Origin of the sequence: Pedobacter rhizosphaerae, assembly GCF_900111155.1 — a bacterium.
Lineage (GTDB): Bacteria > Bacteroidota > Bacteroidia > Sphingobacteriales > Sphingobacteriaceae > Pedobacter > Pedobacter rhizosphaerae.
The window spans coordinates 59,266-83,425 of record NZ_FOGG01000021.1; the positions used below are offsets into that span (position 1 = coordinate 59,266).

Below are 24,160 nucleotides of genomic sequence, written 5' to 3' on the forward strand. Positions count from 1 at the left end.
AATGATTACTAGAATTTTAAAGATCCATCCAAACGATAATGTCCTTGTTGCTTTACAAGATTTGACAAAGGGAGAAACCGTTATTTATGATGGACATGAGTATGTGTTAACGGATAACATCCATGCCAAGCATAAGTTTTTCATGCAGGATATGAATGTTGGCGATCCAATTATCATGTATGGTGTATTGGTGGGTAAAGCACAGCATTTTATCCCTAAAGGTGGCTTAATGGATACAGAAAATACTAAACATGCTTCTGAACCTTATGAATTCCGTCCTTATCATTATGAGTGGCACGCACCTGATGTTTCGAAATTTGAAGGGCGTACGTTCAATGGTTATGTCCGCAATGATGGTCGCGTAGGAACTGCCAATTATTGGTTATTTATCCCTACGGTATTCTGTGAAAACAGGAATTTGGACGTTATCAGAGAAGCCTTACATAATGAATTAGGGTATGCAGTAACGGATAAGTATAAAACATATGCACATCATCTGGTTGAAGCCTATAAACATGGCGAAAACCTCGAAGAGGCTGAAACCAGCAGCATCGGACAAGCTAATCCTGCAGCCAATCGAATTTTCAAAAACGTTGATGGAATTAAGTTTTTAAACCATCAGGGTGGATGTGGTGGAACGCGCCAGGATGCGGCAGTTTTAAGCAAGCTATTGGCTGCATATGCCGATCATCCAAACGTTGCCGGAGTTACCGTATTAAGCCTGGGTTGTCAAAACCTTCAAGTTCATGATTTTATGGAGGACTTGAAACACCGTAGCCCAAACTTCGACAAGCCGTTATTCATTTTTGAACAACAACAATCGCAAAGCGAAGAACAACTGATTAAAGAAGCGATTAGAAAAACCTTCATCGGCTTAACAGAAATCAATAAAATTGAGCGTCAGCCTGCCCCAATCAGCAAATTGGTATTGGGTGTAAAATGTGGTGGAAGTGATGGTTTTAGCGGTATTAGCGCTAATCCGGCAGTAGGTTATACCTCAGATTTATTGGTGGCACTTGGCGGAACGGTTCTATTGGCCGAATTCCCTGAGCTATGTGGCGCAGAGCAACAGTTAATCGATCGTACGAAAGATGAAACCGCAGCACGTAAATTCATCCAGTTAATGACGGCTTACAGCAATGCCGCAGAAAATGCCGGATCTGGTTTTTACATGAACCCTTCACCAGGAAACATTAAGGATGGTTTAATTACCGACGCGATTAAAAGCACCGGAGCCGCCAAAAAAGGAGGTACATCACCAGTTGAAGATGTTTTAGACTATACAGAACCGGCAACAAAAGCGGGATTAAACCTGGTTTGTACGCCAGGAAACGATGTAGAAGCAACAACAGGTAAAGCTGCATCAGGAGCAACCCTGATTCTATTTACTACTGGTTTAGGCACTCCAACCGGAAATCCGGTATGCCCTACTATCAAAGTGGCTACCAACAATGCATTAACCAAACGCATGGGCGATATCATCGACATTAACTGTGGTCCAGTTATCGAAGGCGAAAAAACAATTGAAGAAATGGGTGAAGATATCTTAGAATATTGCATTAAAGCTGCCAGCGGTGAGGTTACACCTAAAGCAGTATTGCTAAATCAAGATGACTTCATTCCCTGGAAAAGGGGCGTTAGTCTGTAGTCCTAAGTCGGGAGTCTTGAGCCCTAAGTCTGTAAATCAAAGGAGGCCTGGTAAATACCGACCTCCATTAAAAAATAAAATATTAACCAGATATGATCTTAAACCATTTCATATCTCACACCTCATCATCGCATGAAATCTTTTTTAGACGAAAATTTTCTTTTGCAAAGTAAAACAGCAGAGCACCTGTATCACAACTTTGCCAAATCATTACCTATTATCGATTACCATAATCACCTGATCCCTGAGCAGATTGCCAACAACACCCAATTTGAAAATATCAGTCAGGTTTGGCTTGCCGGCGATCATTACAAATGGAGAGCCATGAGGGCAAACGGGGTGAATGAAAAATACATCACAGGCGCAGGTTCTGATTACGAAAAATTCGAAAAGTGGGCTGAAACGGTTCCTTTTACTTTGCGTAACCCTTTATATCACTGGACACATTTAGAATTACAACGCTATTTTGGCATTACAGATTTGCTTTCGGGTAAAACTGCCCAAAAAATCTATGATGAATGTTCGGCGAAACTTCAAACCCCAGAGTTTTCTGTTCGTGGTTTATTGGCAAAAATGAATGTGGAGGCCGTTTGTACTACAGATGATCCTTTAGATAGCTTAAATTTCCACCAGCAACTGGCACGTGAAGGCGCTAATTTGAAAATGTTGCCTGCCTTCCGTCCAGATAAAGCGATGAATAGCGATGACATTGAGGGGCTAAACGATTACATCAATAAATTAGAAAGTGTTGTGGATAAAACCATCAGTACTTTTCAGGATTATATTGATGCATTAAAAAGTCGCCACGACTATTTTGCAGAAAACGGGTGTTCAGTTTCCGATCACGGTTTAGAGCAAATTTATGCCGAAGATTACACCGAGCAGGAAATCGTTTCTATTTTTGGAAAAATCCGCAGCAAACAAGGTATTTCTTATGAAGAAAACCTCAAATTTAAATCGGCAATGTTGGTTTATTTTGCAGAATGGGATCATGAAAAAGGCTGGGTTCAGCAATATCACTTAGGTGCTTTACGCAATAACAATGCTCGAATGTTGCGTCAGCTAGGCCCTGATACAGGTTGGGATTCAATCGGAGATTTTAGTCAGGCCAGGATGTTATCTAAATTCTTAAACCGCTTAGATAACCAGGATAAATTGGCTAAAACGATCCTTTATAACCTTAACCCTGCCGATAATGAACTTATTGCCACCATGATTGGAAACTTCAATGATGGTTCGGTAGCGGGAAAAGTACAGTTTGGTTCTGCCTGGTGGTTTTTAGATCAAAAAGACGGCATGATTAAACAATTAAATGCTTTATCAAACATGGGCTTGTTAAGCCGCCTGGTAGGGATGCTCACCGATTCGCGTAGTTTCCTGTCTTTCCCACGTCATGAATACTTCAGAAGAATTGTTTGTAACCTATTCGGAGAAGATATTGAGAATGGAGAAATACCTAACGACTTAGAATGGGTTGGCAAAATAGTGCAAGATATTTCGTACTTTAACGCCAAGAATTACTTTAAATTTTAACCAAAATAAGGCTTAAGTAAGGAAAAAGTTAGAACTAAATCATTTCAAACGTTTTCCTTACTTTTTTCTACAGTTGCCAGAAACTGCATAAATAAGCCGACCGAACAAAAAATGAGTGACCAAATAACCTCCCTATCAAAAAAAGGAGAAAAAGTTTTAAGTTTTGGAGAAATCCTTTTACGCATTTGCCCCGATATGGATGGGCACTGGTTAAAAGAAAATAAACTTCCTTTCTATGTTGGCGGAGCAGAACTTAACGTAGCTACCGCATTAGCCCTTTGGAATGTTCCTTCTGCTTACTTATCGGCTGTGCCGGATAATTCTGTAACCAGAGAAATTATCGATTATCTTGAAGCTAAAGCTGTAGATACCACACCCATGGTTTTTCATGGTGAACGTTTAGGCTTATATTATCTTCCAAAAGGAAAAGACCTTAAAAATGCAGGGGTAATTTACGACCGTGCAAATTCGGCTTATGCAACACTAAAAGTTGGACAAATTGACTGGGATGCCGTTTTTGAAGGGGTAACCTGGTTTCACTTTAGTGCCATCTGTCCTGCAATTAACCAAGATATTGCCGATGTATGCTTAGAGGCTTTAGAGGCCGCAAGCCAAAGAAATATAGTGATTTCTTTAGATCTAAATTATCGCGCTAAACTCTGGAAGTACGGCAAAGAACCTATTGATATTTTACCACAACTGGCCAGGTACTGCACTTTAATTATGGGCAATGTTTGGGCAGCAAATAAAATGTTGGGAACAGGGCTTCACGAAGATTTGAAGCAAGCTGAGGGTTATGCAAAGGAAACGTTACTACAACAAGCCGCAGATACTTCTAAAGAAATATTAAGTTTGTTCCCAGCGTGTAAAGCTGTTGCCAATACTTTCAGATTTGATCATGGTAAAGGGATCAGATATTATACCGCCATTTATACTGAAGATCAACTCACCGTATCTGAAGAATATGTTTCAGAAGAAATTTTAGATAAAGTAGGTAGTGGAGATTGTTTTATGGCCGGATTAATTTATGGTTTCTACAATCATTTTCCGGTTAAACAAACGCTCAATTTTGCCACCGCAGCAGCATACGATAAATTATACATTGCAAGCGATGCTACAACCAGCACCGTAGCAGATATAGAAAAAAGAATTATACATCATGATTAGTAACAAGCACAAAATTTTAGATGCGATTTTAGAGCAAGGTATGCTTCCGCTTTTTTACCAGGATAGCGAGGCTGGTAGTGTAGAAATATTACGTTCCCTGTATAAATCAGGTGTTCGTGTTTTTGAATATACTAACCGCGGTAAATCAGCTTTACCCAACTTTAAAAAGTTAAAAGAAGTTCGTGATGCTGAAATGCCCGATCTTTATTTGGGAATAGGTACCATTAAAACTCCGGCTGATGCACATGCTTTTATTGAAGCTGGAACTGACTTTATTGTAGCGCCAATTGTTAATCCTGCGGTAGCTGAAATTGCCAATAAAATAGGTATGCTTTGGATTCCAGGCTGTATGACTCCAACAGAAATTAACGTTGCCCAGGAACATAAAGCCATGCTCATTAAGATTTTCCCTGCCAACATTTTAGGTCCGGAATTTATCTCATCTATTAAAGATCTTTTTGCCGGCCAGTTATTTATGCCTACCGGCGGAGTAGAAATCAACGCCGACAACCTCAAAACCTGGTTTAAAGCTGGTGTTTGTGCGGTTGGCATGGGTAGTAAACTCATCAGTAAAGAGGTAATGAGCAAAGGGCTTTATGAGGAGCTTGAAGAAAATACCAAACTAGCACTTGATTTAATTCAAAAGAGTAAATAATAATACAAAAACACACCTAACCAAATGAGCCAACCTAAAATAGGCAAATATAGATGGACCATATGTCTGCTGCTTTTTCTTGCTACTACGATAAATTACTTAGATAGACAGGTACTTTCGTTAACCTGGACAGATTTTATTAAACCAGAATTCCATTGGGACAATAACGATTACGGAAATATCACCGCTTTATTTTCGATCTTTTATGCTGCTTCCATGCTTTTTGCTGGTCGTTTTGTAGATTGGTTAGATACCAAAAAAGGTTTCTTGTGGGCCATTGGTATCTGGTCTATTGGTGCCTGTTTACACGCATTTTGTGGTATTGCTACTTCCGGTATTATTACAGGCAACTGGCTGGTAGGCTTTGAAGGTTCTAAAGAAGCCCTTGCAACGGTAAACGATACAGGCATGATCATTTCTGTTAGTGTAACCCTGTTTATTTTTGCACGTTTCGTTTTAGCCGTTGGTGAAGCGGGTAACTTTCCTGCAGCAATTAAAGCTACTGCAGAGTATTTCCCTAAAAAGGACAGGGCCTTTGCAACCAGTATTTTTAATGCAGGAGCAACCGTAGGCGCATTGGCCGCTCCCATAACTATTCCTTTCATCGCGAAAGCCTATGGATGGGAAATGTCTTTCATCATCATCGGTGCTTTAGGTTTTATCTGGATGGGATTATGGGTTTTCGTTTATAAAAAACCTGAATTACACCCCCGCGTAAGCGCTGAAGAATTGGCCTATATCCAACAGGATGTGATTGCAGACAGGAAATTAGCCGATTATGTAGAGGAAACTACAGAAAAAGTATCTTTTATAGACTGCTTTAAGTTTAAACAAACCTGGGCTTTTGCCTTTGGTAAATTCATGACTGATGGTGTTTGGTGGTTCTTCCTTTTCTGGACACCAGCCTATTTAAAATCGGTATATGGTATGGATTCTACTCAAAGTGCGCTTCCTTTATTTGTACTTTATGTAATCACCTTATTATCAATCATTGGTGGATGGCTACCCACTTATTTTGTTGAAAAAAAGGGCATGAACCCTTATGAAGGCAGAATGAGGGCCATGCTAATTTTTGCTTTTTTCCCATTATTAGCCTTGTTGGCACAACCTTTAGGACACATTACTTATTGGATTCCGGTATTAATTATCGGTATTGCAGGTGCTGCGCACCAGGCCTGGTCTGCTAATATTTTCTCTACTGTTGGTGATATGTTCCCTAAAAAGGCCATTGCAACCATCACCGGAATTGGTGGTATGGCTGGTGGTATCGGCTCTTTCATCATTAATAAAGGATCAGGTGTTTTATTTGATTACACCGGTAAAAATCAAATCATATTTATGGGCTTCAAAGGAGAAGAAGCAGGATATTTTATCATCTTCTCTATCTGTGCAGTATGCTATCTAATTGGCTGGACAGTTATGAAAACCCTCGTTCCAAAGTATAAAGTTATCGAACTGAAATAATTGATCAGGATATGGAATTTGCAAACCGGCAGATTCCGTATCCTTTCTAAACCCTAACACAACTAATCTATACTTAAACTATAGACCTACAATTATAAACCCTAACTACTACTAAAAATTGAGCACAACGTTAAACCTCGAAAGTATTTTCGTTGAAGAAAGTCAAATTCCAGATGAATTTAGGCTAAAGGAAGAGATCAACCAAAAGGAATTTCTCTCTAATGGAGAAATGAAACCCTGGACTGGTCCGTTTAATGAGGTTTTTTCACCTGTATGCGTAAAAACTGCCGATGGATATAAACGAAAACGCATTGGAAGCTTCCCTGTATGCACAGAAAAGGAGTCTACAGAGGCCTTAGAAGCTGCTGTAGCCGCTTACGATAATGGACGCGGACAATGGCCAACCATGAGCGTGGCAGACCGCATTACCTGCGTAGAAAACTTCACCCGTAAGATGATTGAGCAAAAAGAAATTGTTGCGAAATTAATTATGTGGGAAATCGGAAAATCGTATGCAGATTCGGTTAAAGAATTCGACCGTACAGTAGAATATATCTACGCAACCATTGATGCCTTAAAAGATATCGACAGACAATCCTCCCGTTTTGAAATAGAACAAGGAATTGTGGCTCAGGTACGACGTTCACCACTCGGAGTGGTACTTTGCATGGGCCCGTTCAACTATCCTTTAAACGAGACCTTTACCACGTTAATCCCTGCTTTGATTATGGGCAACACGCTTTTATTCAAACCGCCTAAACATGGTACCTTATTGCATTACCCTTTACTGGAGGCTTTCCGTTCTAGTTTCCCTAAAGGTGTAGTAAATACCATTTATGGTCGTGGCAATAGTATTGTTCCTGGTTTAATGAAATCTGGAAAAATCAATGTCCTTACTTTAATTGGCTCTAGCAAAGTGGCCAATGAGTTGAAAAAACTTCACCCAAAAGTGAATCGTTTAAGGGCTATTTTAGGTTTAGATGCTAAAAACGCAGCCATTATTACGAAAGATGCTGACCTGGATTTGGCGGTTTCTGAAACTGTTTTAGGCTCACTTTCTTTCAATGGACAACGTTGTACAGCAATAAAAATCGTTTATGTACACCGCAGTTTGGCTCAGGAGTTCCTGAAACGCCTGTCAAACGAAGTGGAGAAACTGAAATTTGGAATGCCTTGGGAGAAAGGTGTAAACCTAACCCCGCTTCCAGAGTTGAATAAACCGGAATACTTAAAAGAATGTATTGATGATGCGGTAGCTCATGGTGCAAAAGTGGTGAACAAAAACGGTGGACAAACATTCGAAACTTTCGTTTACCCTGCCATTGTGTATCCTGTTAACAGCAACATGAAACTGTATCGTGAAGAGCAGTTTGGTCCAATTGTTCCGGTAGTTCCTTTTGATGACTTAGAAGAACCTATCGAATACCTAATTGGTTCTCCACATGGTCAGCAGGTAAGTATTTTCAGCAATAATGCCGCTGTAATTTCTTCTTTGATTGATCCTTTGGTTAATCAGGTAAGTCGGGTAAACATCAATTGCCAGTGTCAGCGCGGTCCGGATGCTTTTCCATTTACCGGTAGAAAAGACAGTGCTGAAGGAACACTCTCTGTTGTAGATGCACTGCGTTCGTTCTCTATCCGTTCTTTGGTTGCGACCAAATTTACTGACGACAACAAAAAGCTGTTAAATGAAATCGTGAAAGGCGATGATTCTAACTTCTTAAGTACAAAGTATATCTTTTAAAATCGTAACGCAAATGGCCCGAAAACTGAAGTTTTCGGGCCATTTGCGTTTTAATGAGTGAATTTTGAATGACTGAATGAGAGAATAGACTGATTGCCTGGCCCTATGAACTATAAAACCAACGGGACGGTAGATTTATTACTTCAAGCTTTTCGCAATTCCTAATTTCTGTTCTTTAATTCCTTTCGCCACCAGACCCGCAATCTGCCTCGCGCCCTCAGGGCTTAAATGTGTATCATCCTTTTTCCCATTGGGATAATTTACATTTCCAGAATCTACATGATTAAATAACTTGATGGAAGGTAGATCTCCCAGGCGACTTAATAAGCTTTCCGTTTTGGCCAACATATCGATCAAAGGAACCTTAAGAGAATCGCCCACTTCCCTTGTAATCCGGGGATAATCGCCATGCGTATCAATTAAGATCCCATTTTTAAAATTCCTTCTTGCAATCGGGGTTAAAAGCACTGGAATTGCCTTTTTACTTCTGGCTTCTTTAACGTAATTAACCAGATTTATCTTAAAATCAGCCAACGATACGCCAACATTCGGCTTATCCACTTTCTCATCGTTATGCCCGAACTCAATAAGGACAAAATCACCTGGCGCAAGTTTTTCCATAATAGGATCCCATCTTTTTTCTGCCCTGAATGATTTGGTACTCCTTCCATTTAAAGCCCGGTTGTCAACCAGGACATCATTTTTAAAAAATGACTGCAAAGCCATTCCCCAACCGGTTTCCGGATATGCTTTCTCACTTTTATTGGCAGCTGTAGAATCCCCAATAATATATACTGTTGTTTTTTTCTGAATAAGGGTAAAAGAGAGCAAAATGGTTAATGCTCCAACTGCTAAAAATGGATAAAAGTTTCTTTTCATAATTTGTCTATTCATTGATGAGTGGATTCCAGTTGTCTGTTCCCGCCAATATATTTTTAAGGGTATAATTTTTTGCCTCCCGGTCGGTTAACTGTTTAGTCCAGGGTAATCTGGTTTGAGGCGATGCGCCCAGGCCAGTACTTTTGTATTCAGCATAAAAAGTTGTTTTTTCCTTATCCGGAAACATTAAATCTCCCTTCCAGGGATTCCAGCCGGCAGGAACAATATGCCTTCCTAAGTTACAATTCAGAAATACCGTTTTGGCATAAGGTCGCCAGGGCCTTCCCAGAAAAACTTGCTTTACAGCACTATCTGCTATGATTTTGCAGTTGATAAATGTAAAACCAAACTTTTGTCTGCTCGAAGTAGAAGCGGCGGTAATGTAAGAGTTGGTTAAACTTTTAATGGTACAATCCTGAAAAACCGCTGTTGCTGTTCCAAAAATAAAATCGGTTGTTCCCTCAATAAAACAATCTTTGTAAAATTGACGGCTATGCTCCGTTGCGGCATATAACGTGTCTTGATTACCCAACAAAGCGCAGTTTTGAGCTATAAACCGATCTCCCTCTACATGCAAGGCCACGGCTTGCCCAACTCTCCCCGAAGCGTTAATAATGGTCAAATTTTCTAAGCGAATATCATTGGCCTGAATAAGCAAAGTATAGGAAGTGTAGGTACTGAATTTCGGTAGCCCAGATGCATCCTGAGGGCTCTTATTGGGCTTGCCAGAATAATCATCATTCGTGATCACCGTACCTTCCTTACTGTCTCCAATTAATGATATTTTGGTCTTCCAGGAAGGGATAATTAATTTTTCGCGGTAGGTCCCCTTTTTGATGTAAATCTTAACCCACCTTTCCCCTAAATCGCGGACAGAATTTATCGCTTCCTGAATGGTTTTGTAATTCCCTGATCCATCTTGTGCCACGGTTAAAGTAGCTGGGTATTTGCTATCCTGAGCTTGGCTACTAAAGAAAGAAAAAGCAAATATCAGGAGTATAAAAATGCTTAATAGGGGTAATTTCATGATTGATGAAAGATAAAAACTATTTGGTAGAGATTATTAAAAAACTGTATCATAAATTCGAATCAATCTGTGTTTCGACAAGCTCAAGAATTACAATCGATCATAAATCCATTTTTTAATTCCAACTGTCATGTTGAGCCTGTCGAAACGCCATAATAACACTTATTCAGGTTCCTCGACAAGTTGAGAATGAAAATCGATCTTTTATGATACAGTTCTCAATTTTAATTAGTTCCTCCATCTGGCATCGCCTATGCCGTTTGCTTTTAAAGTGCTTTCGCTTATCGTAAAATTACCGCTAGCTGGGGCAGTAAAACCTGGGTTCAATGTGGTAAATGTTCCGGTGTCATATTTGGCACCAGCTGTAACACTTCCGGCCATGTAGGTTGCTGCATTGTAATAGTTATTGGCTGTAAAGTTTGCCTGTACAATAATCGTTGAAGCCTGATTGGTTAAAATACCTCCAGAATTAGCCACGATGTTTTTAGAAAAATAAATTTCATGCTTAGCTAAACGAATGTACAATAACCTGTTGGCCGCTCCATTACACATCCCGTTAAGGGTATTGTTTGATACGGTAATAACAGAAGTGATTGCTGGGAAATTGGTAGAACCTCCAGCGTCCATTCTAAAAAAGTCTCTTGCCAGTGCCGAGGCGTATACCGTATTGTTTGAAAAGGTTAAAGTTTTCGCAATTCCGGTTCTAAAATCAATAAAATCGCCACCATTACATTCGATATTACTGATGATATTTCCTTTCATATTAACCGATTCGATTAAGGCTTTCACATTCACATATATTAAACCTTTTACATAGTTTTTGATGTTGCAATTCTCAATGTTCAGATTTCCATAGGCATTGTCTGAAGCTTCATCATATATAATGGCTTGATTACCGCCAATAGCGCCTGTACCATCAATTTCTAAATCTTTCAAACCCAAACCTGCGTTTCCTTTTAACCTTACAATCATTCCTTTAATAATAGGTTTATCTGTAGGTTTTGCTCCCTTTAAGGAAATACTTGCTGCAACAGTTACATCTGCATTGATGTTGTAGGTTCCGGGGAAAAGTGCAAATACATCGCCAGCTTTGGCGTTAGCCATTAAGGTGGCCAGATTATCGGTTGGGTAAACAGCAATTGCGCCGCCTAAATCGAGTAAAGTAGTAAAGGTTATGGTGCCGCGAACCTTCGTTGCATTTAACAATTTAGCCGTGTAAGTAGTTTCTCCGGTTAAACCCGTTATTGTGGCTTCACCTGCTGTAATTTCTGCCGCTGTAACCGCACGTGTAATATTCCCGGGTGTAAGGGTTATTGTAGTGGCTACTTCTCCGGGAGTCCAGTTTAACACCACTGTGTTTGCCGTTAACTTAGCGGCATTTACTGTCTGGAAAATTTGCTCAGCATCTGTTTTTGCTGTTGCGGTAATCCATTTAGAATCTGTAACCCCTTCACCTACAGCTTTAACCCTGATGGCATATTGTGTATCACCACTTAGCCCTGTAACCGTATAAGGGAGTTGCGCAAAAGTGATATTTTCAACTTTTTTCACGGGATTTCCGGAAAAATCTGCTGTTTCAAAAATTTCTATCGTATAGGTTTTGGCGTTATTTACTGCCTTCCAGGTTAATCTTACTCCGGTTTTATTCACCACTGTAGCACTCAGTCCCGTTGGAGAAAAGGCACGATCAACCTCAAGTTTGGTAATTTCTTGTAAATCACTATCCTTGCATCCTGAAAAACCCACCAAGGTTATCAGAAAGAAAATGTAACTCAATAATATATTTCTGTTCATAACCAGCGATTTATAAATTCAAATTTTTATTATTTAACATCCCGTTTGAAGAGTCTATAAACACTTGCCAAATCGGCCAAACTTGTTGCGCATTTGGATCTTTAACCGCTAATGCATCCCAAAAAGTTGAGGCATCTCCAGAAGCAACCATGGTCCAGGCCTTATTAGAAGTATAGCCCAATGCAGCACCTTGTGCATCAGTATCTCCAAAGTTTAATCCATAAATTTCAACCGTCTCTCCATTAGCTGCTGTTCTGTAGTAAATTTTTGCAGGGAGGTTAGCGTATTTTCCTTGTCTGGCTTCCAATTGTTGCAATTTGGTTTTTGCCTCTGCTATTTTGGCATTGAGAAGATTCCAGCGAATCAAATCACCTTTTCTCAACATTTCACCAGTAAATTCTAAAGCACGCTCGTTAACAATGGCATTGAAAAAGGCAGTTTTAGAAGCCGTTGCCGTAGTCATAAAGGCAGTAACTTTTGCTGCGTTATTAGGAAAAGCACGGTCGCGGATCATTCTCAAGTATGGAGCCGCAGCAGTCGGACCATCTATTTCATTAATGGCTTCAGCAGCCATCAAAAGGATATCGGCATAACGCATGTACATCCAGTTTAAACCATCGTCATTGGTAGAAGTAACTCTTCTTTTCATCCACTCGTAGCGATACTTACCGAAATACAAACGACCTAAACTCGATGGCACCTGATAACCACCTGTATCACCCGTTCCACCATCCCATTCGTAAGGCACAACGGTTACATCTCTTCGTACATCGCCAGCTTCATATTCATAAAGCATAATAGGATTCGGACCATTCGTACCACCTTTATTTTGACCGGTATATTTATCTGTTTTTAAGTGTTTTACGCCTAAATCAAAAATTACCCTTCCCCGGCCTTCACTAAATGGGATTTCCCAGATCGATTCTAATCCTGCCGCACCAGCTTCCTCATTTAATTTTCTAAATACTTCTTCAAAGCCCAGTAATCTAAGCTTGTTGCTGTTGATGATATCCAGACACTCCTTTTTAGCAATGGCATACATCTTGGCAGGTGCCAGGTCAGGATCTGCACTCAAATGCACTGTTCCATCTAACCGTTGCGCATATCCGCCTGCGGCGAGCGCCAAACGTGCTCTCAATCCCTTAGAGAAGGCTTTGCTTACGCGTTCTACCTTAGCCGTTGTAGCATTATCATTTGGCCAGGGCAAATAACCCGATGCTTCTTCTAAATCTGCGAGCAATTGTTTATAAATAACATCGCGATCATTTCTAGGCAAGTAAGTTGTTGCTGTTGTAATGGGTTCAAAACGCGCAGGAACATCTCCCCATCCTTTTATTAAATCATTATACAGTACCGCTCTTAAAGTTAATACTTCACCAAGTATTTGAGCCATTTGAGGGTTACTTTCAATCTTACCATATGTCCTGATTCCTCTTATCGCCAGATTAGCACGTTCAATTCCTTCATAAAACTTCGCCCAGGCATTGTTATCGGTATTCATTTGCCCGTTGTTAGTGTTGGCATTGTAATTAGAAAGCCTTGATTTATCATCATTAATGGCTTTTAAACCATTGTTAACCTCAGTGTCGTTGTTAATTCCGTAAAAAACCAAAAAACGACCACGGTAAGAGTTGGTTTCTCCAAATGATTGGATGATTCCTGCAACGGCCCCTTCTGCCAAGCCGGGTGTAGAAAAAATCACCGATTCGTCTAAAGAAGATTTCGTAGGTGCATCAAGCGCTTTTTTACAGCTGGTCACGAAAGTGAGCCCTGTAAGGATGAATAATGTATATATAATCTTTTTCATTACTTTAAAATTAAATTGTAGTCTAAAAATTAACATTCAAACCAAATACAAATGATTTACTCTTCGGGTAGGCAGAATAATCTACTCCTGGAGTGAGGTTAGTGCGGCGTCTGGTAGAAACCTCGGGATCAAATCCTGTGTAATCGGTCAATAACCATAAATTATAGCCCGAAGCATAAATCCTCAGTTTTTTCATCTTTAGCTTACTTGCAATTTTATCTGGTAAGGTATACCCTAAAGTGATTGTTGATAATCTCAGGAACGAGCCATCTTCTACTGCCCAATCGCTCAATACAAATGTTTTCATATATGGCGACCACAAGGTAGTACCCGCATTCATAGCAGCAAGTTCAGTTGGATCATTGCTAATAGTTCCGTCTGCGCGGAGGTTATTCCAACGGTTACCCGATGTCATAATATCAATCATATTTCTGGAACTGTATTTACTGGTAGAAGTATATTCGATCTTGTTGGCATTGTAGATGTCATTTCCAAAACTCCAGTTAAAATAAGCACCGATATCGAAGCCATAAATTCTGGAATTAACAGAGAAACCTCCCGTATGTAATGGGTTAGCATTTCCAATTACCGTTCGGTCCGACAGGTCAATTTTTCCATCACCGGAAAGATCTTGAATTTTCATCGTACCGGGGCGGATGGTTCCTAAGAACGAAGTTCCATCTACTACTCCAGGCTTTAATGTCCAGTTGCCTGTAGTAGCATTGTAACCCGTGAAATCGGAAACTTCATATCTGCCTGCATTGCGATAACCATAAATCCGGCCCAGTGGCGCACCTTCTTCTACTAAGTAGTCTACACCAATTTCTGTAGAGGCCCAACCTGATGACCCGTTAATATTTTTAATAGATCCCAAAGAAACTACTTTATTGCGGTTGAAGTTGATGTTTCCGCTAAAGCTCAAATCAAAATTGGTCTTTTTGATAGCAGTCCAGTTTAGTGAGAACTCAATACCTTTATTTTGTGTTTCACCAATATTGCGATATTGAAAATCATATCCCGTACCCGCAACAGGGAATTGAAGCAGCAAATCTTTCGTCCTGTTACGATACAGATCAATGGTACCGTTAAGTTTGGAGTTGAATAGCGTAAAGTCTATACCGAGGTTATTCGTAACCGTCGTTTCCCATTTTAAATCTGGATTGGCCATTGTTTTCGAAGCTGCCCAATAGTTATTAAAGCCATTAACCCAGGTGGTAACCGAATTTTGAAAGGTTTGATTCATTTGTCCGGGGGGAATATTATTATTACCTACACTACCATAACTGGCTCTGATTTTTAAATCCGTAATCCAGGATTTGGTTCCTGACATAAATTTTTCCTGAGAGATTCTCCAGGCAGCAGAAAATGCCGGGAAATAACCCCATTGATTCTCAGGCGAAAATTTGGATGAACCATCGGCCCTAAATGCAGCGCTGAAAAGGTACTTACCCTGATAGTCATAATTTGCTCTGGCAAAAAAGGAAAGGAGCTTGTCATCCGGAGAAAAGTTATTATCGATAGAATTAGCTTTCCCTTGTGTAGACAATACACGTGCATCCTGGAAACCGAACGATTTCGGAAATCCATGAACAACACTGGTTAAGATCCCGTTTTCGGTTTTAATAAATTCCTGACCAACTAATGCATTCAGATTATGATTCTTACCTAAAATTTTACCGAAACTATAATTCAAAGTGTTCGCATTTCTAAAACTATTTCTATTGGTATTGGCTAAAATGATGGCCGGAAGGTTTTGGTTCTCTGCAGATGGAACATTTCTCACGTAATAAGTGGTTGTTCCGTAAAACCGATCCTGATCATTTCTAAAACCGTCGTAACCTACTTCTGAACGAAATCTTAAATTATCGATGATATCATAATTAATGGCACCGTTGATGTTATAAGTTTTGCGCTGGATATACTGATCGTTATCAGAAATGGCAATCATGGGATTGTACAAATTAAACTCATCATCTGTTTCTGTAGTGGTAGTTAAACCAGGTACAGGAAATGAAGGATAAAGCATCGCATTTTTCAGTCTCGAATCTGCTGATGAAACTTCGTTCTGCTCATTCGCTCCACCCCCTTTTATTTTCGTATTGGCATACCTTAAACCAAAGTCAAGCGTAAGTTTATCATAAAGCTTGTGGTTAATTTTAAAGTTGATATTCTGTCTTTCGAAACCAGACAATTGCATAATAGCTTTGTCTTTCACAAAGGTATGGCTAAGGCTGTATTTCGTTTTATCTCCTCCGCCGCTGATGTTTATATTTTGGTTGAATGTAGTACCTGTACGGCCGAAAATGATTTCCTGCCAATCGTTAGCTGGAACATTATTATATAAATCTATATCCTGGTAATTACCAAAGTATTGGGTATAATCATTTGGAGAATTGTCTAGTAACGAACGCTCATATTGCCATCTTACGTAGTCAGATGGGCTTAATAAACCTAATTTATTTGCCAGGTTTCTCACTCCCGTGAAAACATTATAGGCGATCGCTGTTTTACCTGTTTTACTGTTTTTGGTGCTGACCAGCACTACGCCATTTGCTCCCCTCGAACCATAGATTGCTGTGGAAGATGCATCTTTTAAAATGTCGATAGATTCAATGTCTTGTGGAGCAATGTCTGCAATGGATGCCACAGGAAAGCCGTCAACAATGTAAAGTGGTGAATTATCGCCGGTTATAGAACCACCACCCCTGATCCTCACTGTCAGATCGGCATCGGGAGAACCTTCGGTGGAAGCAATGCTAATACCAGCAACTCTGCCCTGGATTGCCTCCAATGCAGAAGAAACAGGTGCAGCCGCAATAACCTCCGAACTTACTGATGAAACGGCCCCCGTAAGATCCTTCTTCTTTACTACACCATAACCTACATTCACCGTAACTTCCTGCAAGGTATTCACATCCTCTTCTAAAGTAACATCTACTTTGTTTTGGTCGCCAACAATTACTGTTTTGGTTTTATAACCCATATAGTTAAAAACCAGGATACTTCCCTTTTGAGGGACAGATATTTTGTAAACACCATTTGCATCTGTACTTGTTCCTGCCTTTGAATCTTTTAAGGTTACACTAACACCAACAAGTGCTGTTCCATCCGACTTGTCCTTCACCACCCCTGTAAGTTGCCTGTTCTGGCCATAGGAAAGGGGAAGAAATGAAAAAGATAGCAATACTAATAAAAGTAAAACTCTGCTCATAATTAATTGTATTTAGGATAATTTGGTTACTTAAGAACACGCAATCGCTTGCATGTAGAATATAATTCTATTTCAGAATGTTATAATTCGTTAATATTTGGTTACGTTATTGTAACAATTTTACAAACTTAAAACCATTTGAAATCAGATTTAACTAAAAAACTGTGCAATCGTTCCCAAAAACGTAGATATGACAGTTATTAATTAAGGCTTTTTAACAGCCCAAAAGAGATATTTTTTGTAACTTGTACGCAACTGCGAAAAATGAGATTTGAGACATCTACCATAAAAGATATTGCTAAAGCGCTGGGACTTTCTACATCAACAGTTTCCAGGGCTTTAAGAGACCGTTACGAAATTAGTGAAGAAACGAAGAAACTGGTTTTGGCTTATGCCGAAAAAGTTAATTACAGGGCAAACCCTATAGCCAGAAGTTTAAAGGAAAGACGAAGCTATTCTATTGGCATTATTGTTAGCGAAATAGCAAACAACTTCTTTTCACAGGTAATTAATGGTATCGAATCTATCGCTTATGATAAAGATTATCATGTAATCATTTCACAAAGTCACGAATCCTTTGAGCAGGAGAAACTTAACGTAGACCACCTGGCATCACGCTCTATTGACGGTTTACTCATTGCGCTATCTTCTGAAACACAAAACATCGATTACCTTCGGGATTTATACGCCAAAGGCTTACCCATTGTTTTCTTTGACCGGGTACCTGAAAACTTCGAAACACATAAAGTAATTGCCAATAACTTTAAAGGCTCATTTGATGCCACAGAACACTTAATTTTATCTGGAAAGCGAACAATTGCCCATTTAACCAACTCAGAGAATTTATCTATCACCAGGGAGCGTTTAAAGGGTTATCAGGCTGCCCTGGCCAAATACCACATCGATTTTAACCCCGATTTGGTGAAGTATTGCCAACACGGCGGAATGCATAGCGAAGAGTTGGAAACAGCTGTAAAAGAGCTATTACCACTAAAACCCGATGGCATTTTCATAGCCAGTGATCGATTGACAACGGGTTGCATTATGGCACTTAAAAATACCAACCCGGAATTTGCCCATAAAATAGCAATCGCTGGTTTTACCAATTCTAACCTTGTCGAACTTTTTTCTCCATCTCTAACATCCGTAAGACAACCGGCTTTCGAAATGGGGCAAGTGGCTACAGAACTACTGATCTCCATGATTGAAGCCAAAAGACCAGTAGTTGATTTTGAAACCAGAATTTTAGATACCGAATTGATTAAAATACAAAAGGCTGCATCGAATAAGTTTCTTTAAGTAAAATAGTCCATTTTTTTATGCGTAAAGGGTTCAAATATCTTTTATCTTGATAATCCTATTTCAGATAATTTGCATCTCAATACTTGATACTTACTACTTGATACTCTAAAAAACTTATTCTTACCTTTGCCGAATGGTAGAAATCATTTTAAAAAGAGGTAAAGAGAAAGCTGCTATCCAAAGGCATCCATGGGTGTTTTCTGGTGCTTTGGAAAAAGTTAAAGGCAAACCTAATGATGGCGATGTAGTAAAAGTATTTGCCTTTGATGGGGAGTTTTTAGCTTACGGATATTTTAATGGCAATTCTCGCGTTGCCGTACGTCTTTTAGAATGGAATGAAGACCAGATTATCGACCAATCATGGTATCAAAATCGTTTGAAACAGGCCATTGCTTCAAGAGCATTTATCCTCAATGATGAAACCAATACCTGCAGGTTAGTCTTTAGCGAAGCTGATTTTTTACCGGGATTGATTGTGGATAAGTATGCCGATTTCCTTTCTCTACAAATCCTAAGCTCTGGAATAGAGCGCGTAAAAAACGATATTGTAGAAATTCTTCGTTCAGCATTAAATCCTAAGGGTATTTTTGATAAAAGCGATGCTACCGCACGCGGGCATGAAGGTTTGCATATCGAAAATGGCTTGCTGTGGGGTGAAAATCCACCGGAGTTTTTAGAAGTAAAAGAAAACGGTATCATTTACCATATCAACATCGCTGAAGGACAAAAATCGGGCTTTTACTGCGATCAGCGCGATAACAGAAAAATTTTAGCGAGTTATACAAAAGATAAGAAAGTGTTAGATTGTTTTAGCTACAGCGGTGGTTTTAGCTTAAATAGTTTAGCAAACGGAGCAAAAAGTGTAACCAGTGTAGATAGTTCTGCATTAGCTATAGATACACTTAAACAAAATATTGAGCTTAATAAATTCGATACCAACAAAGTAACCACCATTCAGTCTGATGTAAATAAACAGTTAAGAGCCTTTGCTGCAGCTGGCGAATCATTCGATGTGATTGTTTTGGATCCGCCTAAATATGCACCCTCGCGCTCTGCATTAGATCGTGCAGCCCGTGCTTACAAAGATCTTAATCGTTTAGGAATGTTGTTACTTGAAAAAGGAGGCTTATTGGCTACATTCTCTTGCTCTGGCGCTGTAGATATTGAAACCTTTAAGCAAATAGTGGCCTGGGCTGCCTTAGATGCAGGTAAAGAGGTTCAAATTATTAAACAGTTTTGCCAACCCGAAGATCATCCCGTTCGAATTTCTTTCTCTGAAGGAGAGTATTTAAAAGGATTGCTATTAAGAGTATTGTAGAAGTTTTAGTTGCTGAAGTACGTATTTCGCAAACAACTTAAAATCAAGAATTCACCCGCAGATTTAACAGATTACTTATCTCTTCTCTATTGAAGGTAAAAATCAGCGTTAATCTGTTAAATCTGTGGGAGCTTAGAACTCATACTTCAATTTGTTCATAACCTTACTAAAGTTCTTCCGAACTAGCTGGCAATCGTTCATATTCACCTTTCCAGGCATAAAAACCAAAAATCATCAATCCTAAGCTTATAGGAAAAAAGATGAAGAGAATAATTCCCCATTGCAATATGGTATTTGTTCTTTCAATAGCGGTATGGGTTAATCCCACCTTATCTATCGCCTGGATAACCAAAAAGGTCATGGCTAGTGGACCCAAAACCATCCAAACCAGGCCCAAAAATTTCTTTAACGTATTCATATGATAAATTTTTAGTCGTTAACGTGCTCATCTCTTTTATTAGAGAGGTAAATGGTACCAATAATTAAACTCAACGCGGCAATCCCGATAGGATACCAAAGGCCTGATAATGGTGTAGAACCAGCAAAACTGGCAATTAAGGTGGCAATGAAAGGAACCAATCCGCCGAACACCCCATTACCAATATGGTAAGGTAAAGACATGGAAGTGTATCTTATTTTCGTTGGAAAAAGTTCTACCAAAAATGCAGCAATAGGCCCATAAACCATGGTAACCAATAAAATCTGAAAGAAAATTAAACCAATAAACTTCCAGAAAACAGGCTTGCTTAGCACTTTATCTTTAATCAGCTCTTTTGCAGGAACAATTCCTTTGGCCACAGATAAAGTATCATGCTGTAGCTTTACAAAAGAAGCACCATCCTTTAATACGATTTTAGTAGCGGTTGTTCTTAAACTGTCCTGGCTCTGGTCTAACAGCACGGTATGAATGCTTGGCGTTGACGAAACAATTTCGCTTTGGCTTACCGAGCTGAAATCTGTATCATCTAAAAAGGTCTGATAAATTGGACGGTAAAAAACAATGCCTAAAAGCATTCCGGCAAGCATAATCCACTTTCGGCCAACCCTATCGCTCCATGCACCAAAAATGACAAAAAACGGCGTTGCAAAGGCAATTCCCCAGAGCAGAATATAACGGGAATCGTTGAAATCGAGCTTACAGGTATTTTCTAAGAAAGATTGTGCATAAAACTGTCCGGTATACCAAATCACTCCTTGCCCCATGGTTGCACCAAACAGCGCCAGCAATACCATTTTAAAATTAGCCTTGTTATTGAAACTTTCCTTTAATGGATTTTTAGAAATTTTTCCCTCCGATTTTAACTTCGAAAACATGGGCGATTCGTGCATTTTCATCCGGATATAAATGGATACCACCACCAGCAAAATAGAAAGGAGAAAGGGAATTCTCCAGCCCCAATCGGCAAAAGTATCGGCACCAAGCACATTTTTGGTAATCACAATCACGCCCAAAGAAAGAAATAAACCCAGTGTGGCTGTGGTTTGGATCCAGCTGGTGAAAAAGCCACGCCTGTTTTCAGGGGCATGTTCTGCCACATATGTTGCGGCTCCGCCATATTCTCCACCCAAAGCCAGCCCCTGAACCAAACGAAGTATCAATACTAAAATGGGCGCCGCATATCCGATGGTTTTATAAGAAGGAATAAGCCCGATGAGAAAGGTGGATCCCCCCATCAATACGAGCGTTAGTAAGAAAGTATATTTTCTTCCAATCAAATCGCCCAGCCTACCAAAAACCAGCGCACCAAAGGGCCTCACAATAAAGCCGGCGGCAAAAATAGCCAGGGTATTAATCAATGCAGAAGCTCCTGCATCTTCAGGAAATAGCTTTGAACCAATGATCACAGCCAAGCTGCCGAAAATATAAAAGTCGTACCATTCAATTAATGTGCCCAGGGAAGAGGCACCGATCACTTTGAAGATATTGTTCTTAGGTAATGCTTCACTCATAAGAAATTGGAATATTTGGTTTTCCGAATATAGCTGATTTAAAACGTATTAAAAACGTTTATTTCGAAATCTTCTTAAAAACCTTATTCCATTTCATTCATTATTTCTTTGAAGCGATCTGTTTTCCTGCCCAAACAAATAATAGCGATCCCAACCCGAAAACTGCCGATAAACCTAAACAGTTTAGTGCTGTACCGGCATAGCCGAGTTTGCTTACATTGAGAAAGGGATAAGGATAGGTATTAACCAAAGCTCCTCTAACGAGTGCAAAAACCATATACAAAAAGGGATAAACAAGCCAGGCATAAATCTGGCTATACTTTAATGTACTTTTATCCACAAAAGCCATCCAAAAAATTAAAAATAAGATGGGATTAACTACATGCAACAACTCATTAGCCAATACAGACAGCCCCGTTAAATTCACAATTCCCCTTAAAACGAGGTTATAAATTAAACCCACCACCACGATATACACGGTTATTGCGGTAAGCCAACTGGATTTAGTTAGGAAATTACCACTTTTACTGTTTAAATAAAATAATACAGAACCTAAGGCCAGGCCACAGATAATATTGGTTAACACAGTAAAGTACATTAAAAAGCCATCTATAGACTGGAGCCAGTTATATTGCCGGTCTTCCAAAATCAATACGAACTGTAGAATGATGCCAAACCAAAAGATAAAAAATAAAATACCCGTAAATAATTTATAGGAGAAGGCTGATTTCATACTTTTTAACGATTGTGATTACTAAATTTAAGGAGTTTAAAACATTTCTGGTTTCAATTTGTAATTTCATTTCAAAAAAAGTTTATGCTTCTGGTACAAAACATACGTCTGAGTAGAATTTTAAGAAATACATGGCATGTAGATCTGATTATGATTGCCTCTTGTACGGCTTCTTATTTAGTGAGAGAGTATTTAATTGCGCATCATTTTGAAATCCCTTCCATCATACCAACACTGTTGGGTACTGCAATTGCATTCTTTATTGGTTTTAACAATAACCAGGCTTATGACCGGTGGTGGGAAGCGAGAAAAGTTTGGGGCGCATTGGTAAACGACTCCCGCTCTTTTACAAGGGCATTGCTCAATTATGTAGACGGTGAAGAAGAAACCGTAAAGCGCATGGTATATCGTCATATTGCCTTTCTATATGCCTTAAAGGCAAATCTGAGAGGAACAGTTGATGAAATTTACATTAAATATCTTAATGAAGCCGATATAAAAGAGATGGAAAAGCATAAAAATATGCACAATGCCATCCTCAATATTCAATCGCGCGATCTGCAAAAGCTGTCAAAATCGAGTGCTATAGATGGATTCCGTTTTATTGAAATCAATGAAATGCTGGTGCGCTTCTCTGATTCTATGGGTATGAGTGAGCGAATAAAAAACACCATTTTCCCTACCACCTATAGTTACTTAACGAAAGTTTTCATCTGGCTTTTTGTGGTCACCTTTACACTGGTAATCAGTCAATCAGCAGGTGTTTATTCCATCTTCCTGGGCTGGCTAATTGGCTTTGTCTTTGTGTCTACCCAAATCAATGGGATGAGTTTGGTCAACCCGTTTGAGAATAATTCGGCTGGAGTTCCGCTAAATCAAATCACTCGAACAATAGAAATTAACCTTTTACAAATGCTGGGAGAAACAGACATACCTGAGCCCATAAAACCAATAAACGACGAGTACGTACTTTAATTAGCTATTTTTCTCTTCCGATTCTATACGGGGTTGGTTCAGTTTAACAATATTTTTCTGCTGGCGTTTTCTAAAAATCATATTTAATACCTCAACGGAAACAGAAAATGCCATACCGAAGTAGATGTAATTTTTAAGGTGCATTTCGTGAGCGGCTCTTGAATCCCAGCCCTCTATTACTAAGCTTAAACCAATCATCACCAAAAAAGACAGCGCCAACATCTTTAATGTAGGATGTTGGTGAATAAAGCCCGCGATTTTAGGACTAAACGTAAACATAATAAACATGGCAATTACCACTGCAACAATCATTACCTCAACATGCTTTGCCGTTCCGCCTGCCGTAATAATGCTATCGAAAGAGAAAACAGCATCAATAAGCATAATCTGAAAAACAGCCTGACCAAAACCCAAAGGTTTTTTATTTTCTGTACTCAACGATGGATCTTCACCCTCCAGTTTATGGTGTATCTCCATTACCGATTTATAGATTAAAAATAATCCTCCCAACAACATCACCAGGCTCGCCAGGTCAAACCCTTTACCAAACCAACTTTCCGGAATAATGAATTTTCCCTTCTGAGATAATAACCAGCTTAAACCAAAAAGCATCAAACATCGAGAAGCAATCCCTGTAAGCATCCAGATTACCCGGGCTGTTTTTTGCGAGTCCTGCTTTACCCGATTTAAAATGATACTGACAAAAATTACATTATCTATCCCCAGAACAATTTCTAAAAGCGTTAATGTAAATAAGGATATCCAGGCTTCTGCGCTAGTGAGTAGTTCCATAAAAGGTGTTTAAATCTGATAAAGCGAAGATATAAAAACACAATTGATTTAAAAGTTCCTCCGGAAGGGAATATTTTCGACCATTAAACGGAAGCATTACCCAAACTAAAACCGCCATTTCAAATTCATACAATCTTCATCTCTGATTTTAAAATTTGTAT

18 protein-coding genes are annotated in these 24,160 nt (G+C 39.3%); 9 read left to right on the plus strand and 9 right to left on the minus strand.

The window, feature by feature from the left end; translation table 11 throughout:
• Position 1: 1 nt before the first annotated feature.
• The 6 genes from BMX11_RS16380 to BMX11_RS16405 all read left to right on the plus strand — a co-directional run bounded on the left by BMX11_RS16380 (position 2) and on the right by BMX11_RS16405 (position 8,211).
• On the plus strand, positions 2 to 1,648 hold the full coding sequence (locus BMX11_RS16380) for a UxaA family hydrolase (protein ID WP_090886197.1): 1,647 nt from the start codon (positions 2 to 4) through the stop codon (positions 1,646 to 1,648).
• Positions 1,649 to 1,780: 132 nt separating this feature from the next.
• Complete coding sequence (gene uxaC, locus BMX11_RS16385; protein ID WP_090886199.1) at positions 1,781 to 3,181, plus strand: glucuronate isomerase; 1,401 nt, start codon at positions 1,781 to 1,783, stop codon at positions 3,179 to 3,181.
• A gap of 111 nt (positions 3,182 to 3,292) precedes the next feature.
• Entirely contained in the window at positions 3,293 to 4,348 is a 1,056-nt protein-coding gene (locus tag BMX11_RS16390; protein ID WP_090886201.1) for a sugar kinase, read from the plus strand.
• On the plus strand, positions 4,341 to 5,003 hold the full coding sequence (locus BMX11_RS16395; protein ID WP_175474590.1) for a beta/alpha barrel domain-containing protein: 663 nt from the start codon (positions 4,341 to 4,343) through the stop codon (positions 5,001 to 5,003). The genes BMX11_RS16390 and BMX11_RS16395 overlap by 8 nt, the downstream gene beginning before the upstream one ends.
• 24 nt (positions 5,004 to 5,027) lie before the next feature.
• The gene (locus tag BMX11_RS16400) at positions 5,028 to 6,467 is read left to right on the plus strand and encodes an MFS transporter (RefSeq protein WP_090886203.1); all 1,440 of its coding nucleotides are present in this window, start codon (positions 5,028 to 5,030) and stop codon (positions 6,465 to 6,467) included.
• A 118-nt stretch (positions 6,468 to 6,585) separates the two neighbouring features.
• Positions 6,586 to 8,211, plus strand: a complete 1,626-nt coding sequence (locus BMX11_RS16405) for an NADP-dependent glyceraldehyde-3-phosphate dehydrogenase (protein ID WP_090886205.1) — start codon at positions 6,586 to 6,588, stop codon at positions 8,209 to 8,211.
• 138 nt (positions 8,212 to 8,349) lie between these two features.
• Here the strand turns inward: BMX11_RS16405 and BMX11_RS16410 are convergent, their stop codons facing one another.
• The 5 genes from BMX11_RS16410 to BMX11_RS16430 form a co-directional block, all read right to left on the minus strand.
• Positions 8,350 to 9,090 (minus strand): rhamnogalacturonan acetylesterase, encoded by a 741-nt coding sequence (locus tag BMX11_RS16410; protein WP_090886244.1) that lies wholly within the window; start codon positions 9,088 to 9,090, stop codon positions 8,350 to 8,352.
• Between the two features lie 7 nt (positions 9,091 to 9,097).
• On the minus strand, positions 9,098 to 10,117 hold the full coding sequence (locus tag BMX11_RS16415; protein WP_090886207.1) for a pectinesterase family protein: 1,020 nt from the start codon (positions 10,115 to 10,117) through the stop codon (positions 9,098 to 9,100).
• Between the two features lie 228 nt (positions 10,118 to 10,345).
• Positions 10,346 to 11,911: a fibronectin type III domain-containing protein gene (locus BMX11_RS16420; RefSeq protein WP_090886209.1), complete on the minus strand. Its 1,566-nt coding sequence runs from the start codon at positions 11,909 to 11,911 to the stop codon at positions 10,346 to 10,348.
• Between the two features lie 10 nt (positions 11,912 to 11,921).
• Positions 11,922 to 13,718 (minus strand): RagB/SusD family nutrient uptake outer membrane protein, encoded by a 1,797-nt coding sequence (locus BMX11_RS16425; protein WP_090886246.1) that lies wholly within the window; start codon positions 13,716 to 13,718, stop codon positions 11,922 to 11,924.
• A 22-nt stretch (positions 13,719 to 13,740) separates the two neighbouring features.
• Positions 13,741 to 16,929, minus strand: coding sequence for a SusC/RagA family TonB-linked outer membrane protein (locus BMX11_RS16430; protein WP_090886211.1), 3,189 nt, complete (start codon positions 16,927 to 16,929; stop codon positions 13,741 to 13,743).
• 264 nt (positions 16,930 to 17,193) lie between these two features.
• Here BMX11_RS16430 and BMX11_RS16435 point away from each other — a divergent pair, with 264 nt between their 5' ends.
• On the plus strand, positions 17,194 to 18,228 hold the full coding sequence (locus tag BMX11_RS16435) for a LacI family DNA-binding transcriptional regulator (RefSeq protein WP_090886213.1): 1,035 nt from the start codon (positions 17,194 to 17,196) through the stop codon (positions 18,226 to 18,228).
• Positions 18,229 to 18,364: 136 nt separating this feature from the next.
• Positions 18,365 to 19,549 carry a class I SAM-dependent rRNA methyltransferase gene (locus BMX11_RS16440; RefSeq protein WP_090886214.1) on the plus strand — a complete coding sequence of 395 codons (1,185 nt, stop codon included), beginning with the start codon at positions 18,365 to 18,367 and terminating at the stop codon, positions 19,547 to 19,549.
• 166 nt (positions 19,550 to 19,715) lie between these two features.
• On the opposite strand, the gene BMX11_RS16445 is transcribed toward BMX11_RS16440, so the two are convergent.
• From BMX11_RS16445 to BMX11_RS16455, 3 genes are all read right to left on the minus strand, one after another.
• Entirely contained in the window at positions 19,716 to 19,967 is a 252-nt protein-coding gene (locus BMX11_RS16445) for a DUF6814 family protein (RefSeq protein WP_090886217.1), read from the minus strand.
• 11 nt (positions 19,968 to 19,978) lie between these two features.
• Complete coding sequence (locus BMX11_RS16450; protein ID WP_090886219.1) at positions 19,979 to 21,499, minus strand: MFS transporter; 1,521 nt, start codon at positions 21,497 to 21,499, stop codon at positions 19,979 to 19,981.
• 100 nt (positions 21,500 to 21,599) lie between these two features.
• Positions 21,600 to 22,232 carry a Pr6Pr family membrane protein gene (locus tag BMX11_RS16455; protein WP_090886221.1) on the minus strand — a complete coding sequence of 211 codons (633 nt, stop codon included), beginning with the start codon at positions 22,230 to 22,232 and terminating at the stop codon, positions 21,600 to 21,602.
• A gap of 84 nt (positions 22,233 to 22,316) precedes the next feature.
• Between BMX11_RS16455 and BMX11_RS16460 the strand changes: the two genes are divergently transcribed.
• Entirely contained in the window at positions 22,317 to 23,207 is an 891-nt protein-coding gene (locus BMX11_RS16460) for a bestrophin family protein (protein ID WP_090886222.1), read from the plus strand.
• Here the strand turns inward: BMX11_RS16460 and BMX11_RS16465 are convergent, their stop codons facing one another.
• Complete coding sequence (locus tag BMX11_RS16465) at positions 23,208 to 23,999, minus strand: TerC family protein (protein ID WP_090886227.1); 792 nt, start codon at positions 23,997 to 23,999, stop codon at positions 23,208 to 23,210. It abuts the gene before it with no gap.
• Between the last annotated feature and the right edge of the window lie 161 nt (positions 24,000 to 24,160).

What these genes read in the sequence shown, in the direction of transcription:
- BMX11_RS16415 (WP_090886207.1), bottom strand. Translation starts at nt 10,117, where the DNA reads ATGAAATTACCCCTATTAAGCATTTTTATACTCCTGATATTTGCTTTT.
- BMX11_RS16445 (WP_090886217.1), bottom strand. Translation starts at nt 19,967, where the DNA reads ATGAATACGTTAAAGAAATTTTTGGGCCTGGTTTGGATGGTTTTGGGT.
- BMX11_RS16460 (WP_090886222.1), top strand. Translation starts at nt 22,317, where the DNA reads ATGCTTCTGGTACAAAACATACGTCTGAGTAGAATTTTAAGAAATACA.
- BMX11_RS16395 (WP_175474590.1), top strand. Translation starts at nt 4,341, where the DNA reads ATGATTAGTAACAAGCACAAAATTTTAGATGCGATTTTAGAGCAAGGT.
- BMX11_RS16430 (WP_090886211.1), bottom strand. Translation starts at nt 16,929, where the DNA reads ATGAGCAGAGTTTTACTTTTATTAGTATTGCTATCTTTTTCATTTCTT.
- uxaC (WP_090886199.1), top strand. Translation starts at nt 1,781, where the DNA reads ATGAAATCTTTTTTAGACGAAAATTTTCTTTTGCAAAGTAAAACAGCA.
- BMX11_RS16450 (WP_090886219.1), bottom strand. Translation starts at nt 21,499, where the DNA reads ATGAGTGAAGCATTACCTAAGAACAATATCTTCAAAGTGATCGGTGCC.
- BMX11_RS16435 (WP_090886213.1), top strand. Translation starts at nt 17,194, where the DNA reads ATGAGATTTGAGACATCTACCATAAAAGATATTGCTAAAGCGCTGGGA.
- BMX11_RS16455 (WP_090886221.1), bottom strand. Translation starts at nt 22,232, where the DNA reads ATGAAATCAGCCTTCTCCTATAAATTATTTACGGGTATTTTATTTTTT.
- BMX11_RS16465 (WP_090886227.1), bottom strand. Translation starts at nt 23,999, where the DNA reads ATGGAACTACTCACTAGCGCAGAAGCCTGGATATCCTTATTTACATTA.
- BMX11_RS16390 (WP_090886201.1), top strand. Translation starts at nt 3,293, where the DNA reads ATGAGTGACCAAATAACCTCCCTATCAAAAAAAGGAGAAAAAGTTTTA.
- BMX11_RS16440 (WP_090886214.1), top strand. Translation starts at nt 18,365, where the DNA reads ATGGTAGAAATCATTTTAAAAAGAGGTAAAGAGAAAGCTGCTATCCAA.
- BMX11_RS16380 (WP_090886197.1), top strand. Translation starts at nt 2, where the DNA reads ATGATTACTAGAATTTTAAAGATCCATCCAAACGATAATGTCCTTGTT.
- BMX11_RS16425 (WP_090886246.1), bottom strand. Translation starts at nt 13,718, where the DNA reads ATGAAAAAGATTATATATACATTATTCATCCTTACAGGGCTCACTTTC.
- BMX11_RS16410 (WP_090886244.1), bottom strand. Translation starts at nt 9,090, where the DNA reads ATGAAAAGAAACTTTTATCCATTTTTAGCAGTTGGAGCATTAACCATT.
- BMX11_RS16400 (WP_090886203.1), top strand. Translation starts at nt 5,028, where the DNA reads ATGAGCCAACCTAAAATAGGCAAATATAGATGGACCATATGTCTGCTG.
- BMX11_RS16420 (WP_090886209.1), bottom strand. Translation starts at nt 11,911, where the DNA reads ATGAACAGAAATATATTATTGAGTTACATTTTCTTTCTGATAACCTTG.